The organism is Mesorhizobium sp. M1A.F.Ca.ET.072.01.1.1 (assembly GCF_004023325.1).
Classification (GTDB): Bacteria; Pseudomonadota; Alphaproteobacteria; order Rhizobiales; family Rhizobiaceae; genus Mesorhizobium.
Window position 1 is genome coordinate 1 of record NZ_RZSF01000041.1, and the last position, 15,118, is coordinate 15,118.

The 15,118-nt window shown below is 65.1% G+C and carries 16 protein-coding genes; 4 read left to right on the forward strand and 12 right to left on the reverse strand.

Features of this window, described 5'->3' with window-relative positions; genetic code table 11:
• Positions 1 to 632: 632 nt before the first annotated feature.
• The 4 genes from EOA32_RS08850 to EOA32_RS08870 all read right to left on the reverse strand — a co-directional run bounded on the left by EOA32_RS08850 (position 633) and on the right by EOA32_RS08870 (position 5,251).
• Positions 633 to 725 (reverse strand): hypothetical protein, encoded by a 93-nt coding sequence (locus EOA32_RS08850; RefSeq protein ID WP_095778857.1) that lies wholly within the window; start codon positions 723 to 725, stop codon positions 633 to 635.
• A gap of 346 nt (positions 726 to 1,071) precedes the next feature.
• Positions 1,072 to 2,004 carry a hypothetical protein gene (locus tag EOA32_RS08860; RefSeq protein ID WP_095783421.1) on the reverse strand — a complete coding sequence of 311 codons (933 nt, stop codon included), beginning with the start codon at positions 2,002 to 2,004 and terminating at the stop codon, positions 1,072 to 1,074.
• Between the two features lie 399 nt (positions 2,005 to 2,403).
• A complete protein-coding gene (locus EOA32_RS08865) occupies positions 2,404 to 4,479 on the reverse strand; it encodes an AI-2E family transporter (protein ID WP_128371514.1) in 2,076 nt (691 codons plus the stop codon).
• A gap of 178 nt (positions 4,480 to 4,657) precedes the next feature.
• Positions 4,658 to 5,251: a hypothetical protein gene (locus tag EOA32_RS08870; protein WP_245499211.1), complete on the reverse strand. Its 594-nt coding sequence runs from the start codon at positions 5,249 to 5,251 to the stop codon at positions 4,658 to 4,660.
• Between the two features lie 311 nt (positions 5,252 to 5,562).
• Between EOA32_RS08870 and EOA32_RS08875 the strand changes: the two genes are divergently transcribed.
• Positions 5,563 to 7,575, forward strand: a complete 2,013-nt coding sequence (locus EOA32_RS08875; protein ID WP_128371515.1) for an acyltransferase family protein — start codon at positions 5,563 to 5,565, stop codon at positions 7,573 to 7,575.
• A gap of 63 nt (positions 7,576 to 7,638) precedes the next feature.
• On the opposite strand, the gene EOA32_RS08880 is transcribed toward EOA32_RS08875, so the two are convergent.
• Positions 7,639 to 7,992 (reverse strand): cupin domain-containing protein, encoded by a 354-nt coding sequence (locus EOA32_RS08880; RefSeq protein ID WP_095778861.1) that lies wholly within the window; start codon positions 7,990 to 7,992, stop codon positions 7,639 to 7,641.
• A 284-nt stretch (positions 7,993 to 8,276) separates the two neighbouring features.
• Between EOA32_RS08880 and EOA32_RS08885 the strand changes: the two genes are divergently transcribed.
• Both EOA32_RS08885 and EOA32_RS08890 read left to right on the forward strand, forming a co-directional pair.
• Positions 8,277 to 8,594 carry a hypothetical protein gene (locus EOA32_RS08885; RefSeq protein ID WP_095778977.1) on the forward strand — a complete coding sequence of 106 codons (318 nt, stop codon included), beginning with the start codon at positions 8,277 to 8,279 and terminating at the stop codon, positions 8,592 to 8,594.
• A gap of 119 nt (positions 8,595 to 8,713) precedes the next feature.
• Positions 8,714 to 9,967: a DUF763 domain-containing protein gene (locus tag EOA32_RS08890; RefSeq protein WP_128371516.1), complete on the forward strand. Its 1,254-nt coding sequence runs from the start codon at positions 8,714 to 8,716 to the stop codon at positions 9,965 to 9,967.
• A gap of 46 nt (positions 9,968 to 10,013) precedes the next feature.
• Here the strand turns inward: EOA32_RS08890 and EOA32_RS08895 are convergent, their stop codons facing one another.
• The 7 genes from EOA32_RS08895 to EOA32_RS08935 form a co-directional block, all read right to left on the reverse strand.
• Positions 10,014 to 10,529 carry a hypothetical protein gene (locus tag EOA32_RS08895; protein WP_128371517.1) on the reverse strand — a complete coding sequence of 172 codons (516 nt, stop codon included), beginning with the start codon at positions 10,527 to 10,529 and terminating at the stop codon, positions 10,014 to 10,016.
• A 42-nt stretch (positions 10,530 to 10,571) separates the two neighbouring features.
• Positions 10,572 to 11,171: a DUF6456 domain-containing protein gene (locus EOA32_RS08900; RefSeq protein WP_128371518.1), complete on the reverse strand. Its 600-nt coding sequence runs from the start codon at positions 11,169 to 11,171 to the stop codon at positions 10,572 to 10,574.
• 280 nt (positions 11,172 to 11,451) lie between these two features.
• Positions 11,452 to 11,706, reverse strand: coding sequence for a hypothetical protein (locus tag EOA32_RS08910; protein ID WP_189407013.1), 255 nt, complete (start codon positions 11,704 to 11,706; stop codon positions 11,452 to 11,454).
• A 7-nt stretch (positions 11,707 to 11,713) separates the two neighbouring features.
• Positions 11,714 to 12,421, reverse strand: a complete 708-nt coding sequence (locus EOA32_RS08915) for a hypothetical protein (protein ID WP_128371520.1) — start codon at positions 12,419 to 12,421, stop codon at positions 11,714 to 11,716.
• A gap of 265 nt (positions 12,422 to 12,686) precedes the next feature.
• Positions 12,687 to 13,484 carry a GcrA cell cycle regulator gene (locus EOA32_RS38475; protein ID WP_189407015.1) on the reverse strand — a complete coding sequence of 266 codons (798 nt, stop codon included), beginning with the start codon at positions 13,482 to 13,484 and terminating at the stop codon, positions 12,687 to 12,689.
• Between the two features lie 102 nt (positions 13,485 to 13,586).
• Positions 13,587 to 13,898: a hypothetical protein gene (locus tag EOA32_RS08930; RefSeq protein WP_067001068.1), complete on the reverse strand. Its 312-nt coding sequence runs from the start codon at positions 13,896 to 13,898 to the stop codon at positions 13,587 to 13,589.
• The gene (locus EOA32_RS08935) at positions 13,895 to 14,236 is read right to left on the reverse strand and encodes a hypothetical protein (RefSeq protein ID WP_245499212.1); all 342 of its coding nucleotides are present in this window, start codon (positions 14,234 to 14,236) and stop codon (positions 13,895 to 13,897) included. Before EOA32_RS08935 ends, EOA32_RS08930 begins: the two co-directional genes overlap by 4 nt.
• Positions 14,237 to 14,316: 80 nt before the next feature.
• Between EOA32_RS08935 and EOA32_RS08940 the strand changes: the two genes are divergently transcribed.
• Positions 14,317 to 14,949, forward strand: a complete 633-nt coding sequence (locus tag EOA32_RS08940; protein ID WP_128371522.1) for a S24 family peptidase — start codon at positions 14,317 to 14,319, stop codon at positions 14,947 to 14,949.
• The last annotated feature ends 169 nt before the right edge of the window (positions 14,950 to 15,118 follow it).

The window sequence follows — 15,118 nt, forward strand, 5'->3', positions numbered from 1 at the left end:
CAGCCGGGCCAATGGCAATCCGGAGTGGCTGGTCACGCCATGACCTTTGCTGTTGGGGACGGACGGGGTTTCAGCAGCTTGGCGGCGGCGCCGGACGGGCGGGCACTTGCGCAGTGTATCGCCCGCTCCTGGCCGGCAGCGGCGCGAGGTTTCGCGTACGAGGCTCAGAAAGGGTGCCCAGACCGCTACTGACGAACCGTTGCCAGCTTTTCAAGCGTCGGCTCGCTGTAGGCCTTCTTCATCGCAATTCCCCTGAAGACGCTTCGCGCGGGCGAGCGCTGCTGGGGAGCGACCATCAAGCTTGCGGCCGGAAGCGTTCACCAGGCGCTCCGTACGACGCAACAGGTCGTAAGAGCGGATCAGCGCCCTTCTGCTCTCCTCAAACAGTTGGTCCTGGAAATCTGCGGCCGCGTGCCCGCGCGCGGGCTAGTGGGGATTCTTGTTCTCGAGCATGCCGCTCTCCCTATTCAGACGGGAGCGCGGATCAACGTCTCTCAGTCGCCAATGGTGTCCGGTGGGTGGTTACCAGCGATAAGGCAGGGTACGCCGATTGGCGCGCCGTGGCAAAGCCAATAGTTTCGACCGATCTCGGACCGCCGCTAAGTGAGTACGACAGGGCCGCCTGGCTCGCGTCAGAAGGTAAAGCCGGACAACGGCGCGGCGGCGGTCGCGGCCGACAGCCTGCCGCGCTTTTGCAGCCGCGGCTTTTCGTAAGTCTTCTTCATCGTTCGTTCCTGGGCGGGTCAACGACCGGCGCAGGTGAACGCGATGCGGCCGCCCTGTCAAGCTTAGCCCAGGAATGCTTGCCCTGCTGGCTGTTGCTTAGGTCAGCGCGGGGGGGCCGACGACCCGGCAACGATGCTCGACAGCTTCTGGCGCTTCACCAGCACCGGTTTCTCATAGGTCTTCTTCATGGATATGCCCCTTGCCCAATTTGCCGCCTCAAGACGCAAGGGAAGTGCCGTTTTGTCAAAAAACGTTTTCGTGAGATGCGTGCAAAGCGAGCCGGCTGCAACCGAATGCGGGCAGGCTGTGGTCAGCCCGCAACATCCGGCCTACTGAGGTTCGTACCTAGCCCGCGTGCTGCAGCCAATGGCGGTCGAACACGTCGAGGATGGCGCGGTACTCGGACGGCGGGATTTGGTTGACGCCGCCGTCGCTGTCGGCACTGAGGAACTGGCCGAGTTGCCGGTCGACCGCTTCCGGGTGCTCCATGACGATGCCGAGGCTCGCAAGATCGGCGGCGATCGAGGTGCCGGGCGGCAGGTACCCGCCCCATTGCTCGGCGGCTGGCGCATCGCGCAGGCGCACCAGCAGGATTCTTGTCAGCGAGGGCTGCGCCTCCGGGCCGATGATGGCGGGGCCGACCATATAGCCGCCGAGCACGCTGACCGGCTGCGTCTGCGGGAACAGGCAAAGGAAGAACTGCGCTTCGCCGCCCACCTCCTTCAGATGCAGGTAGAGGCTGCGCTTTGCCGGCGTGACCGGCCCGCCGAGCTGCAACTGCCCGGTCGGCAATGTCTCGCGATATGTGGCGGTGAATGCATGCGCGCCGGGCCCCGCCTCGATCGACAGGCGGCCCCTGATGAGCTGGCCGCGATAGTAAGGCGACCAGGCGCGCGAATAGCAGGCATAGGTCCCGGCAAGCGCCAGTCCGGTGCCCTTGTCGTCATGCCCGGGCGACGCCTCGGCCTGGGCGTGGGCGCGGCGTTCGAGCTCCGTCGCGTCGATGCCGTGCCGGGCCGCGATCGCGGCCGTGAAGCTCGGCAGATCGCTCTCGGCGATCCAGGCACCGGGCCGTTCGAGGCGCAGCACTTTCGCCCAGTCTTCGTAGACGCTGTGCTCGCGAGGCTGGGCGCGGCCTTGCAGCCATTTGTCGGCGCGGCCGATATCGAAAGCCGTCTTCGGATTGACCGCTCGGAACGCCGCCGCCAGATCCTTGCGGCTGGCGGTTCCCAGCACGACCGAAGTCAGTCGTAACTTCTGCGCGATGTTCAGTGCCATCCGGCTGCACCTGTTCCGTCCCGACAGAATCGGGATTGGCTTCTTGTTCGAGCGAAGATCATGCTTTCACGGCCGCCGCAAGCTCACTGGGCAGTGCAACCAGGAGCAAGCAAGCCGTCCGCCGGCTCCGCAGCAGCGCCGCAGGACGATCCAGGCCAAGCCATCCGCCTGCACTGGACCTGCATTTCTAGCGCGCTCCGAAGGATCCGGGCTTCTGCCCGGATCGGCGAGGCAGAACAGAAGCGGCCGGACAAGGGCCGAACCAGACAGCCACCCGGCCAGCCTGAGGGCTGGGGCGTGGCGCCGCCGGCGGGGCCGGCGCCTGCCCGCGCGGATCGCAAAGCGGCGCGGTTCGCGCGGGCCTTCGGGCCGGTCAATTGAGGGGGAAAGTCGCCTCCCTCATCCAGCCGCCTGCAGCTCCTTCTTGCGGGCCGGCCGGCGGCGTGGCCGGCGTTGCGGCGCAAGCTTCAGCATCACCGGCGGCTCGCTCGACAGGGCGCCCGTCACGGCGCTGACCATGCCATGGGCGACGAAATCGGCGTTAAGCCCGGCGGCAAGTTCGGCCGCGGCCTTGGCGTCGCTGTTGCCGATTTCCGACCAGGACACGATGCCGACCCTGAGACGCGGTTTCAGCCGCTTCAGCCGCCGCACCATGAAGCGCGCGTGCTTGGTGGAGTCGCGGTTGAGGAAACCGATCACCACCGTATCGACGCCGCTCAGGTCGAGGCGGCGGATCCCGGCAGGTTCGAGGTCAATGAAACTCGATCTCGACACTTCGGCGCCCTGCACCTCCAGCACCTGCGCCAGCATCGCGGCGGCGGCGTCGTCGAGCTCGCCCCGCCCGCCGGCGCAAAGCACGGAGAAGCCCACGCCATCCGGAAGATCGACCTCCTCGGATAGAGGCTCCTTGCCGTCGCCGGCCTTCCGATCGTTCGCCTTGCCTTCAGCCGCCTTGCCCGCGGTGATCTTGGCTGAGGCTGCCTTGCCCGGTGAGGCTTCGGCCGAGGCAGTGGCTGCCTGCTGGTCCTCTTCCTCGTCGGCTTCCGCCTCCTCCGCTTCCTCCTGGGCGCTGGCGTCCAGATTGGCGACGAGCGTCAGCGCGCTCGCCGCGACCTGTTTGCGCTGCTCGTCATCCATGACGCCGCGCATGCGGTCCTGCTCGCCAAGCAGCAGCGCCGGAATCGCCACCTGGTCGTAGAACTCGAACAGGTATTTTTCTTCGAGCATCTCCTCGGCGTGGTCGGTCGCCTCGTCCGGATCGGCGGCGAGCAGCCGCTGATAGAGACGTGCATGCGGCTCCAGCACCGGCTCGTTCCCGAACAGCACGTCGAGGAACTCGAACTGGGGCACGTGGCGGCCGAGGACGACGAGGCAGACGGTGAGCGGCGTGGACAGCACCAAGCCGATCGGCCCCCAGAGCCAGGTCCAGAAGATCGCCGCGACGATGATGGCGAGCGGCGAGAGGCCGGTGCGCGAGCCATAGAGCCATGGCTCGATGACGTTGCCGGTGATCAGCTCCATGGCGATGAACAGTGCCGCGGTCCACAGAAGCAGCGACCAGCCGGGCGCCACGGCCAGCGCCAGGAACAGCGGCAGCAGCGCGCCGATGATCGGGCCGATATAGGGAACGAAGCGCAAGGCGAGCGCCAGCAGGCCCCAAAGCAGCGCGTTGGGGATGCCCAGCACCCACAGGCCGATGGTGATCGGGATGGCATAGATGACGTTGACCACCAGCTGCATCAACAGATACTGGCCGACCCGCTTGCCGGCGTCCTGCAGCGCCTGGGTGGTGCGGTGGAGATCGCCATAGCCGACGAGACGGATGAAGCGGTCGCGCAGATCCTCCCGCTCCATCAGCATGAAGATGACGACGACGACCACAAGGCCGGCCGAGCCGAGCGGGCTGAGCAGCGGCTCGATGACCTTTTGCAACACTTCGAGCGGCCTTTCCTGCGCGACGATCTCGACCGGGATCGGATCGCGCTTCGGCGTCTGGGCGGCGGATGGCAGTTGCGGCTCCTGGCGCTCGAACTCCTGGCCGACGCGCTCGATCACGCCGCTCAAGCGCGAGATGATGCCGTTGCCCAGCCCGTTTTCCTTCAGCGCGCGGATCTTTGTCAGGATGTTGATCTGATAGACGGGGATGTTCTGGGCGAGGTCGCTGACCTGCGTGGCCACCACGAAGGAGAACAGCGCGAGCGCGGCAAAGGCGCCCAAAACGCTGGCGATGACGGCAGGCAGGCGCGGAATGCCGACGCGTTTCAACGCCGACACGAGCGGCGCGATGGCGAAAGTCAACAGCAGCGCGACTGCGATCGGCAAGAACACCTCGCGCCCGAAATAGAGCGCCGCAACCGACGCGACGACGGTTGCGACCGTCGGCAGCGCCGTGCGCGGATGGCTGCGCGAGGCAGCAAGCAGGCCCGCCAGCCCCGGTTCCGACTCGCGCGTGCCGTTCTGACGATTATCCGCCACCGTGAGTCTCCACCCTGCCCGCCATGATTGGCTTTCGCCGGCGTGCAACGCGCGGATCGGAGGATGGTTGCGAGGCGCGATCAGTTGGAGCGAGGACGAAGCGGCTGATGCAAATCTCCCCTTGCGGACAAGGGGAGATTTGAAGCGCTCGCCGCCGCACCTGAAGGTCCGTGCCCGGCTATTTTACCGGGATCATGAGATGCGCGTACGGCGTGCCCGGCCACATCACATAAGGCTTGGACGTGTCGGGTTTGGCATCGGTCGGATAGCCGTTCATCATGTCCATCGCGTTGACGATCATCACATGCGGCCCCGTCTCGATCCAATTGTTGCCTGCCTCGGGCTTCGTCGCATAAGGATCGGTATTGCTGCCGTCGGTGCCGCCGGACAGCATATACATGAAGCCGACCTTGCCTTTGGGCGGTTCCTTCTTTTGCAGCCAGGCCATCGCCCATTCCATCGAGTTGGCATCGCCGCACATCGGATCCGGGCCGGGCGAGGCCGGATTGTCCGGCATGCACCAGAAGCCGGTCTTGCCCTCGCGCAGGGTGCGCATGTTCCCCTTTTCATCCATGGCGTAGACCGCAGCGCCACTCGCCACTGCGGCGGGTGCGGCGGACTCGGCGCTTTTGATCAGCGCAGCATCGTCGGCAGCTGCGCCCTGCATCGCAATCAAACTGCCCGCTGCCAACAGCGCAGCGACCGTCAGAAGCCGTTTCATGGCCGTTCTCCGGTTCGAGTTGATGTCTTTGTGCATGATGTCGGACGTCACGGCGTCCCAGAGCCGTTCGTCGGTGCACCGATCCTACCAGATTACCTGCAGGCGGACAATTTGCCTTTAGCGTTCGCCAATGTCCTTCCATGCTCTCGAACGCTGGCGAAACCGGCGGCTGAGCTCCTTCGTCATCCTGGGCGAAACGAGGCGCGCAGACCCTGGCGTGCCGAAGCGTCGGCTGCCGCCGGCGTTGCTGCCGCCTCCCTTTATGTTGCACTGCGTTAGATTTGTTGCATTGCGGTATGAGCCCATAGGCGCGAGGCTTTCCCCAAGGCGGGATACGAACGACCGTTGCGAGGTTCGCCTTCGTGTCAGCACCATCGCCGGACTTCCGGCCCGACATTGAGGGGTTGCGGGCGCTCGCCGTGGCGGGCGTTGTCGCTTTCCACTTCGGCCTCACCGCCCTGCCCGGCGGCTTTGCCGGCGTGGACATCTTTTTCGTCATCTCCGGCTACCTCATCACCCGCCATCTGGTCAGCGAGATTTCGCTCACCGGCCGGCTCGACCTCCTTCGTTTTTATGCCCGACGCGCGCGGCGGCTGCTGCCGGTGGCGCTGTTCGTCATCGCCGCTACGCTTGCCGTCGGCACGCTGATCCTGTCGCCGGAGGAGCAGGCGCTCTATTCCAAGGGCGCGATGTTCGCGTCCGCCTACATGATCAATCTGTGGCTGATCCGCTGGTCGTTCGACTATTTCGCCAACGACGCCGCCAACAACCCCTTCATCCATTACTGGTCGCTGTCGGTGGAGGAGCAGTTTTACCTCGCCTGGCCGGCGCTGCTGATGCTGGCGGCCTGGCTGAAGCCCGGCAAGCGGACGATCATGCTTGCGATCGGCATTGCCGGCCTGGTCTCCTTCGCGGTCTGCGCCTGGCTGACCCCCATTTCGCAGCCCTGGGCCTTCTACTTCTCGCCGCTGCGGGCCTGGGAATTCGCCGCCGGCGGGCTGGCTTCGATGGCACCGGCATGGCTGCTCCAGAACCGCCCGCGGCTCGGGACGGCGTTCAGCCTCTGCGGGCTGGTCCTCATCGCCTTCGCTTACCTCACCTTCAGCGAGGAGGCTCCCTTCCCCGGTTTCCTGGCGCTCGTGCCCGTGGCCGGTACTGTCCTTCTCTTGCTGGCGGGCGCGGCCGGCGTCAGGGACGGCATTCTTGCACGCAATTTCGAACGGAAAACCGCGGGGCTCTTTTCCTCGAATTGCGTAAATGCCGCCCTGGCGCTGCCGCCCTTGCAGTGGATCGGAAAGGTTTCCTACTCTCTCTATCTCTGGCACTGGCCGGTGATCGTCTATGCCGGCATGCTGGTCGAGGAGCTGACTTTTCCGCAACGCCTCGCCTGCCTCGGGCTGACGTTGGCGCTCTCTGCGCTGAGCTATCATTTCATCGAGAATCCAATCCGCCGCAATGGCTGGCTTATGGCCAATGCGGCGCGGGCGCTGGTGCCGGCCCTCCTCCTGACCGGCACCGGCGTCGCAGCCGCCTACGGCAACGCAGCGCTTGCCGTGCGCGCCGAGGACCCCGAGCAGCGCGCGATCGCGGCAAGTGCGGCCGAGCCGGCCACCGCGCGCGCCAAGGCCTGCGTCGAGGGCTACGACACGGTGACGCCGAAACCCTGCGTGTTCGGCAATGGCCAACGCGTGATCGCGCTGTTCGGCGATTCCCACGCCGATCACTGGTCGACGCCGCTGATCGAAGCGGGAAAGAAGAACGGCTACCGCGTCGAGACCTGGCTGAAGAGCTCGTGCCGGCCCTCACGGTTTTCCTACTTTGTCACCAAGCTCAACCGCGACTACCGCGAATGCGACCAATGGCGCGAACAGGCGATCAAGGAGATCATCGCGGCCAGGCCTTCGCTGGTGGTGATCTCCGAACTGGCGCTGACCTCCTCGCGCAAGATGGCGGCGGGCAAGGGCGAGCCGGACACGCCGGACGCCGTATGGCGGGCCGGCCTGCGCTCGACACTGACCAGCTTGAGCAAGGCCGGGCTGAAGATCGCCTTCATCCGCGACGTGCCCTTCAACGACGAGAACATCGACACCTGCGTGTCGCGCGCGCTGTGGCGCGACAAGGCGCCCTCGCTCTGCGACCAGAGCCGCGCCTATGCCGCCAACGACCAGATGGCGGCGGTCGAGCGCGAGATCGTCACCAGCGTGCCCAATGCCACTTACGTCGACCTCACCGACCGCTTCTGCAACGCCACAACCTGCCATGTCTTCATCGACGGCCAGCTCGCCTTCCGCGACCAGCACCATCTGGCGACTCCATTCGCGGAATCGCTGGAACCGGAAGTGGAAAGACGCGTGATCTCGAAGGTCGGGAGGTAGCCAGGACGATGGAGCGCTTGATCCCCCCTTGCGGGGGAGGTCAGCAGCTTCGGCGCGGCACCCTCACTCCGCCACAACCACAAAATGCTTGGTCACCGGCTCGAGGATCTTCCAAGTACCCTTGAAATCGGCTTCGACCACGAAGGCGTCGCCGGGGCCGACCTCGACCGGCTCGCCGCCATCGGGCGTGATGAGGATGCGGCCGGCGATCATGTGGACGAATTCATAGTCGGTGTAGGTGGCGTGGTAGGTGCCGGGCGAAGCGCGCCAGGTGCCGGACATCACCTTGCCGTCCTCGCTGGTGTGCTGGACGGCGGTCTGCATGGTCGGCGACCCCTCGACCGCGATCCAGCCCGGCAGATCGCCGCCATCGCCATGCTCGACGGGGCCGAATTTCAGGATGGTGGGCTTGGTCATGGCAGGCTCCTGCGGTTGGGATTGGCTGGACGTGGCAATAGACGACGACGCCGAGCGCGCACGCGCTGCACGGCGACAGCAGGTGGCGATATGGCGACTCCGAACATCGAAGACAGCGGCGAAGAAATGCGTGATCTTCCCGCGCAAGGGCGAAGATCGACAGCTTCGGCGCCGCTTCGCTCCTCGCCGGGCCCAGGATCGCCGTCCAACTTTCTCGGAACACCACCCGCCCCGAAACCGTTTGTGCCTCGAAGGGGCGCCCATCGAACCTCAGGGAGGCAGCGATGAAAAAGCTTCTGCTTGCTTCGATGATCGCCATCGCCTCGGCGTTTGCGATCGCGCCGGCGAGTGCCGGTAGCGTTCAGTTCGGCATCGGCGTCGGCCCCGGCTACGGCGATTACTATGGTGACTACTATGGCGGGTATTACCCTCACCGCTATTACCGACACGTCTACGATGACGACTACTACACTCCCTATCGCGAACGTTATGTGGTGCGCTATCATAACCGGTATTATCGCGATCATTGCCGGATCAAGATCGTGAAGCACTGGCGCCACGGCCACCGCGTCATCGAAAAGATCCGCATCTGCCGGCGCTGACCGACCAGCGAGCGGACATCTCCCCGCGGCGAGGGGAGATGTCCGGCTGCGGTTGCGCCGCCTTGCAAATTCCCGCCAAAATGCCATCTAGAAGCCGACATTTATAGGGAAAGCAAAAAGTGACGCAGCGAAGCGGCAGCGCCGACCTGCCGCTGCATGGCGGGCGGGTCCCGAAATGGCTGGGCGAGCGCATGACGAAGCTCGGCGCGGTGCTGTGCGAAGCGATCATCCATCATTATGGCCGCGACGAGCTTTTGCGGCGCCTGGCCCATCCCTTCTGGTTCCAGTCCTTCGGCGCCGTGATGGGCATGGACTGGCATTCTTCCGGCATCACCACTTCCGTCATCGGCGCGCTGAAGCGGGGCCTCAATCCGATGGCCGGCGAGCTTGGCATCCATGTATGCGGCGGGCGCGGCGCACATTCGCGCAAGACGCCGGGCGAGCTGCTGGCGATCGGCGACCATGTCGGCCTCGACGGCGAGGCTCTCGCCACCGTTAGCCGGCTGGTCGCCAAGGTGGACAGCGCCGCCGTGCAGGACGGCTACGACCTCTATTTGCACGGCTTCATCGTCAGCGATGACGGGCGCTGGGTGGTGGTGCAGCAAGGCATGAACGGCGACGCCCGCCAGGCGCGCCGCTACCACTGGTTGTCGGAGGGGCTGGAAAGCTTCGTCGACCAGCCGCATGCGGCAATCGAGGGCGAACGCCAAGGCGAGATCGTCAACCTCACCGACCACCGCGCGGAGAAAGCCCGCGGGGGGCAGATCGCGCTTCTGAAGACGATGAGCCCGGAAAAGATCCTGAGCGAGCTTGCCGTTCTGGAGCCGCGAGCCGAAGCGCCGGAGCCGGCCGCGCAGCCGCTGTTGCCCAACCTCGTCATGCCCGCGCATCACGACGTGCGCGAGAGCGACATCGTCATGCGCCGCCTGCACGGCAACATTGCCGCCGCGATCGAGAGCGGCCCGAAGGATTTTCCCGAACTGCTGCTGGTGCCCGGCGTCGGCCCGCGCACGGTGCGCGCGCTCGCCATGGTCTCCGAGGTGGTGCACGGCGCGCCCTGCCGCTTCTCCGACCCGGCGCGCTTCTCGCTCGCCCACGGCGGCAAGGACCGCCACCCCTTCCCCGTGCCGCTGAAGGTCTATGACGAGACGATCTCGGTGCTGAAATCGGCGGTGAGCAAGGCCAAGCTCGGCCGCGAGGAAGAGCTGCACGCACTCAAGCGGCTGGACGGGGAGTCACGCCGGATGGAGCGCTATGTAACGGGGCCGAGCCTGAAGGAGATTGTCGCGGGGGAAATGGACCAGTCGCATTTGCTGGGGGGACGAAGCGTGTTCGGGTGGGAGAAGGGAGTGGAAGGGAGTAACAAGGAATAGCGGAGTTGGTGGGAAACGACTCCCAGGGCTAGCTTCTCTGCAGCAGTTAAATAGAACGATCGGCTATGGCTTTCGCCTCTGTCGCCCACGAAAGAAACCTAGTTAGGAATCCTTCCGAGATATCAATTTTTTGATCACTCCAGCGGAAGCTTATATCTCCGGCAGATAGGCCGTAGTGAATGGTGCGTTCGGTCCCATATTCTTGGTTTCTTTTTAGCGCGTTCTTTCGAGAGCCATAGAGCCGATCCTCGATATGCTCGAAATGATCTCTTGCCCTCTTATATCCTGATAGGTCCCAAGCCCCCAAATGATCGGCCATCTCGGTGCCCAAGGCGCTTGAGGCCAACACAATTCTATCCTTTACTCTGTCGATCGCGATCAGAAAAAAGTGCAATTCGACCAGAGCGCGCTCGTATCTCTTCTGTCGCCACGCTTCGAATATTAAGGCATGTTGTCGTTGAACAGCTTCCAGATATTTGTCGACCAAGCGTAGGCCATCGTGCAACTGACCGGTTGGGTCTGCGGTTAAGTAGGCAAAGAGCTTTTCAGTTTCTGCGTCCATAGGGCAGACAATAGTACTTTAAACATCGGACGACAGGCCCCCTCACCCCACCTTCCTCCCCATCATCATCCCGTAATGCACCGCCAACAAATCCAGCCCGACTTTCAGCAGCTTGACCACCACGTCGCGCCCGTCGCCGGTGCACTCCGCAACCGCCTTCACCGACTGGCCTTCGAGGCAGGTTTTGCGCACCACCTCGGCCACCTCCCAATGGGCGAGCGCGGCCGCGGCGTGGGCGTGCGCCCGGCCGGCTGAGAGCACGCGGTCGGGCACGCCGCCGCCGACGCGGCCGCCGTCGACGCGCTCGCTCCAGGATTGCGGCTGCAGGCCCTGACGCTCGGCGCGCTCGAACTCATCGCGAAAACGCTGGCCGGCCTCGCGCTGCTGGCGGCTGAGAGAGGTGATGCCGACCAGCGGATCGACATTGCGCAGGCGCACGATGCCGCCGGTCGAGGTGTAGCCGCCGTTCGACACCTCGTAGACACGGCGCGCCTCGGCCGTGCCGGGGGTGAGGCGCTGGCGGCCGAAGGCGTCGGGCTTCAGCGCGAAGTCATGGCCGATCTCGCGGCGGATGCGCACCTGTTCGGCCTCGCCCTTGGGGAGTTTCGGGGGTTGCGGTTTCTTGGCGGCTTTGCGGGGCATGGGCGGTGTCCTTTGTGGTAGGTGGTGTGAGTGACCAACGGGAGAGGCTGCGTTCCTTCGCGCCCCCCCTCTGCCCTGCCGGGCATCTCCCCCACTTGGGGGGAGATTGGCAGCTTGGGCGCCCCCGCTCAGACCTGCGAGGGTGGAGGTTGGCGAAAGCGGTGGCGAAGTCTGATCTCCCCCCTTGTGGGGGAGATGTCCGGCAGGACAGAGGGGGGCGCTGTCCCGCCGGCATATCGATCATTGTCGGCTCCCCCTCCGTCGCGGCTGCGCCGCGCCACTAGCCGGGGCGAACCACGGGTCTCGCCCGTCCTTCGGACCCCCCACTTGGCGGCGGCGAAGAAATGAGCGCCCGCTTCGCCAACAGCTCCCGCATCAGCCGCCGTTCCCGCACCTCGATCGAAAGCTGAGCGCTGGACGGGCAGAACTGGGCGTTGTCGACCTTCGCCTCGCCGCGGATGAAGCGCTGGATCGCGGCTTGCACATCGGCAAACTCGGCATCTTGCACGGCTGCGAGATAGCCGCGCAGCTGCATCTCGGCATCAGCGAGCGCGGATTGCGGGAAGCAACTGAACATCGCGGCCAGAGCTTTCGCCGCCTGCTGCAATTCGGCTGCGGTCATTGATCTCCTCGATGATGGCGTTGGCGGCATCGACATGGGTCTTGCGGCGATACCAGTTCTGTCCGGCTGAACGGCCCGAAAATGATTTCTCGTTCTTTTGCCGCGGAGCGGCAGCCCGGGAAGAAAACGCCGGGGCGTTTTCTCCCGATGGATCTATGGCTATTGGATACTTGGATTCTGGATACTTGGATTCTGGACTCTGGGGTTTATCCTCCCCCTTATCTCCCCCCTTTACCCGTGGCTTATCCGAAGGCGAAAAAGCGCTTTCTTTCGAGAGGCTTGGGTTGCCGCCCTTGAGGCCGTTGCGGCGCGCCGCGCGGGCCTTGCGAGCATCGGCAATCATGCGACGGGAATAAATCCGGCCTTGGCGGTCGCGCGAGAAGACACCGTTCTGCTCGAGCTCGGCAAGCAGCGCCGCAAGCTCAGCCTCGCGACAACCGGCGAGGCGGGCCAGCGCTGACTCATCCAGCCCCTTGCCGGCGATCGCGACATAGCCGACCGGCTGATGCGCGGCGGCAATGCAGAGCATCCGCATCCACAGGCCTTGGGCCGCCAGCGAGCAGAGGCGCAAGTTTGGATCGGACTCCCAATCCGACCAGAAAAACTTCGACCAGGTCGTACCGCTCATGGGATTGCCTGTTGAGAGGCCGGGCAGCGGCAGGTAGCTAATCTCCCCCCTTGCGGGGGAGATGGCCGGCAGGCCAGAGGGGGGTGCTGTCCCGCCACCCTATCCGCTCTGCTTGTCCTCCACTTTGCCGATTGTACTGCTGTCGTACCTTGAAAGGATTGGCGAGGCTGGCGTTCCTTCACACCCCCCTCTGTCCTGCCGGACATCTCCCCCGCAAGGGGGGAGATTGAGCACTCCGCCGCCGGCGCCTTCATTGTTGCCACTCTCACATCCCCCTCCCGCGATGGCCGTGAAACCGCGCATGATGATGCGCGCAGTAGGAGCGCGTGGCCGACGTCGGCAGGCCGCAGCAGAGCATGTCGGGACCGGGCCGCGCGCCGACAGGATCCTCGTCCGCCTCCTCGCGCAGCGCGAGATCGATCGGCGCGCGGCAGCGCTTGAACAGGCAATCGAGGAAGCGCATCGCCGCGACATGCGGCTGGCGGCCGGGGTTTACCGGGGGCGGCGGCGCGGGGAGCTTGTAGAGCTGGACGTCGGACTTTTCGCGGGTGCCGGGGGAAAGCCAGGCGGGCGGCAGCGTGCGCGCGGGTTTGTGGGCTTTGGATTTTTTGGGTTTCGGTGGAGTGCGGGCATCCGATTGCGTGGATAGCTCAACAGCGGATAGGTTGGCGGGACAGCACCCCCCTCTGCCCTGCCGGGCATCTCCCCCGCAAGGGGGGAGATTGACAGTTGCGGCGCCGGCGCCCTCAATCAGTTCGGCATGCCTGGAAAGCGCTGCCGGCTCGGAGAGCGTGACACCTCCGGCCGCCACCCTGCCCCGCCGGCCCGGCCGGTCCGGCCGTGCATGTTTCCGCGGCCTGCCGCCGGCGCGGCCACCCTTCGGGTTGGCGAAGCCGATGGCACGAAGGCCGGCGTCGCGGTGCACGATGCCGATAATGGCGTTGCGCGAGACCGGGCTGCCGCGCAGCGCGCTGAAGCGGCCGGCAATGCGCGAGGCCGATAGCCCCTCCTTCAGCCAGGCGGCGATCTCGTCGATTTCCTTTTCGGTGTAGGCGGCAGCCATGTCTCATTCCATTGCTTGCGAAGGGTTGCGAAGCGCTCGGCATGTCGCCAAGCGCCAGGGTTCGGCCGCGGGGCCGTTGGTCGGTCAGGGAAACGGTTGGGATCAGGCGGCGCCGGGCGCCGCACCAAGCAGGCGAAGAAGGGCCGCCTCGGCGGCGGCCCGGGTCAGGCCCGACACCGCCAGGCCCGCCTTGCGGTCGAACAGGATGACGGTGCCGTCCTCGGTGCGGATGCAGGAGACGAGCCGGCCCGAATTGGGGGCCGGAGCCGGGGGAGGAGCGGCTCCGGCCGTTCCGGTGAACCGGGGTGCGGGCGGTTCGACCGGATCCGGGGCAGAGGCCCCGGAAAGCGTCCGGACCGGGGAGGAGGACGGCCCGGACGATTGGAATTCGACAGGCGAGGCAAGCGCGTTCATGCCGCCTCCCCTTGCATGGCGGCAGCGGCGCGATGGCCCGCCAGCCATTCGTAGCTGATACCGGCAATGCCGCGCCTGCGGCTCGCGGCCACCACATGCGGCCAGTGCTGCGGCGCGATGCGTCCGCGACGGCGCACCTGGCGGGCGGCTTCATAGCCGCAGCCGACATCTGCGGCGAAGGCGCCGATACTCTGCCAGGAATCAATTAGCCCCGAGATGCTCGTTGGCAGCCCCGAGATGCTCGTGGGCGGCCCCGAGATGCTCGCGGGCAGCCCCGGCCCATTCGCGGCCGAGATGCTCGCAGGGAATGCGGAAATGCTTGCGGTAGGCTCATTCATGCGCTAAGCGTACGTTATGTACGAATGACGCACAAGCGAAATCGTACAATTTGGACGATAATTTTCAGGCATTTTGTACGATGATGGATTCTCGGCACAGATTGCAGCAGGCGCGCGCGCAGGCCGGTTATGCCTCGCCCAGCGATGCCGCGCGGGCCTTGCGCGACATCAACAAGAACACCCTTATCAGCCATGAGAACGGCAACCGGCCGCTGTCGCGCAAGGCGGCGGAGAAATACGGCCGGCTGTTCGGGGTCGACCCCGGCTGGCTTTTGTTTGACGTCGACGGCGCCGAAGCCGCGCCTGTTCACCTCGCGCCCTCGCCCATCACCATCGACGTGCCTATCGTATCGTGGATCAGCGCCGGCGAGCTCGGCAGCCAGGACAGCGTGGTCAACCTTTCGGACTATCCGACCATCCCCACCGCCGATCTCGAGGAAGGCGAGTGGATTGCGCTGCGCGTCGACGGGCCGTCGATGAACAAGATCTCGCCGCCGGATTCGATCATCTTCGTCAACCTGCGCGACAAGCGTCTGGTGACCAATGGCTGCTATGTGATCGCCGACGAAACCGGCCGCGCCACCTACAAGCGCTATCGCCCGAACGACACCCCGCCCTTCCAGCCGGCGTCCTATCTCGACATTCCGCCGCCGGAGCTCGAAGGGGCGATCACCATCATCGGGCGGGTCAAGCGCTCAATGATCGATATGTGAGAGACAATCTCGCTGAGAAACCATTGCGCAACGAAGAACAAGAAGAACTTCGCGTTGCCAGGCTTTGAGGGTTGCGTTCTTTGGCCGAGAGCGAACACAGGATAGCGTTCGCAATTTCTGCTTGCATTTCGGAACAAAAACGGAACTATATAGGTAATTGCAGCCGCTG

Bases quoted from the DNA above. Each gene is read 5' to 3' on its own strand.
- EOA32_RS08910 (WP_189407013.1), bottom strand. From the start codon at position 11,706: ATGCAGCTGCGCGGCTATCTCGCAGCCGTGCAAGATGCCGAGTTTGCC.
- EOA32_RS08880 (WP_095778861.1), bottom strand. From the start codon at position 7,992: ATGACCAAGCCCACCATCCTGAAATTCGGCCCCGTCGAGCATGGCGAT.
- EOA32_RS08860 (WP_095783421.1), bottom strand. From the start codon at position 2,004: ATGGCACTGAACATCGCGCAGAAGTTACGACTGACTTCGGTCGTGCTG.
- EOA32_RS08900 (WP_128371518.1), bottom strand. From the start codon at position 11,171: ATGCCCCGCAAAGCCGCCAAGAAACCGCAACCCCCGAAACTCCCCAAG.
- EOA32_RS08930 (WP_067001068.1), bottom strand. From the start codon at position 13,898: ATGAACGCGCTTGCCTCGCCTGTCGAATTCCAATCGTCCGGGCCGTCC.
- EOA32_RS08915 (WP_128371520.1), bottom strand. From the start codon at position 12,421: ATGAGCGGTACGACCTGGTCGAAGTTTTTCTGGTCGGATTGGGAGTCC.
- EOA32_RS38475 (WP_189407015.1), bottom strand. From the start codon at position 13,484: ATGGCTGCCGCCTACACCGAAAAGGAAATCGACGAGATCGCCGCCTGG.
- EOA32_RS08850 (WP_095778857.1), bottom strand. From the start codon at position 725: ATGAAGAAGACTTACGAAAAGCCGCGGCTGCAAAAGCGCGGCAGGCTG.
- EOA32_RS08940 (WP_128371522.1), top strand. From the start codon at position 14,317: ATGATGGATTCTCGGCACAGATTGCAGCAGGCGCGCGCGCAGGCCGGT.
- EOA32_RS08935 (WP_245499212.1), bottom strand. From the start codon at position 14,236: ATGAATGAGCCTACCGCAAGCATTTCCGCATTCCCTGCGAGCATCTCG.
- EOA32_RS08885 (WP_095778977.1), top strand. From the start codon at position 8,277: ATGAAAAAGCTTCTGCTTGCTTCGATGATCGCCATCGCCTCGGCGTTT.
- EOA32_RS08895 (WP_128371517.1), bottom strand. From the start codon at position 10,529: ATGGACGCAGAAACTGAAAAGCTCTTTGCCTACTTAACCGCAGACCCA.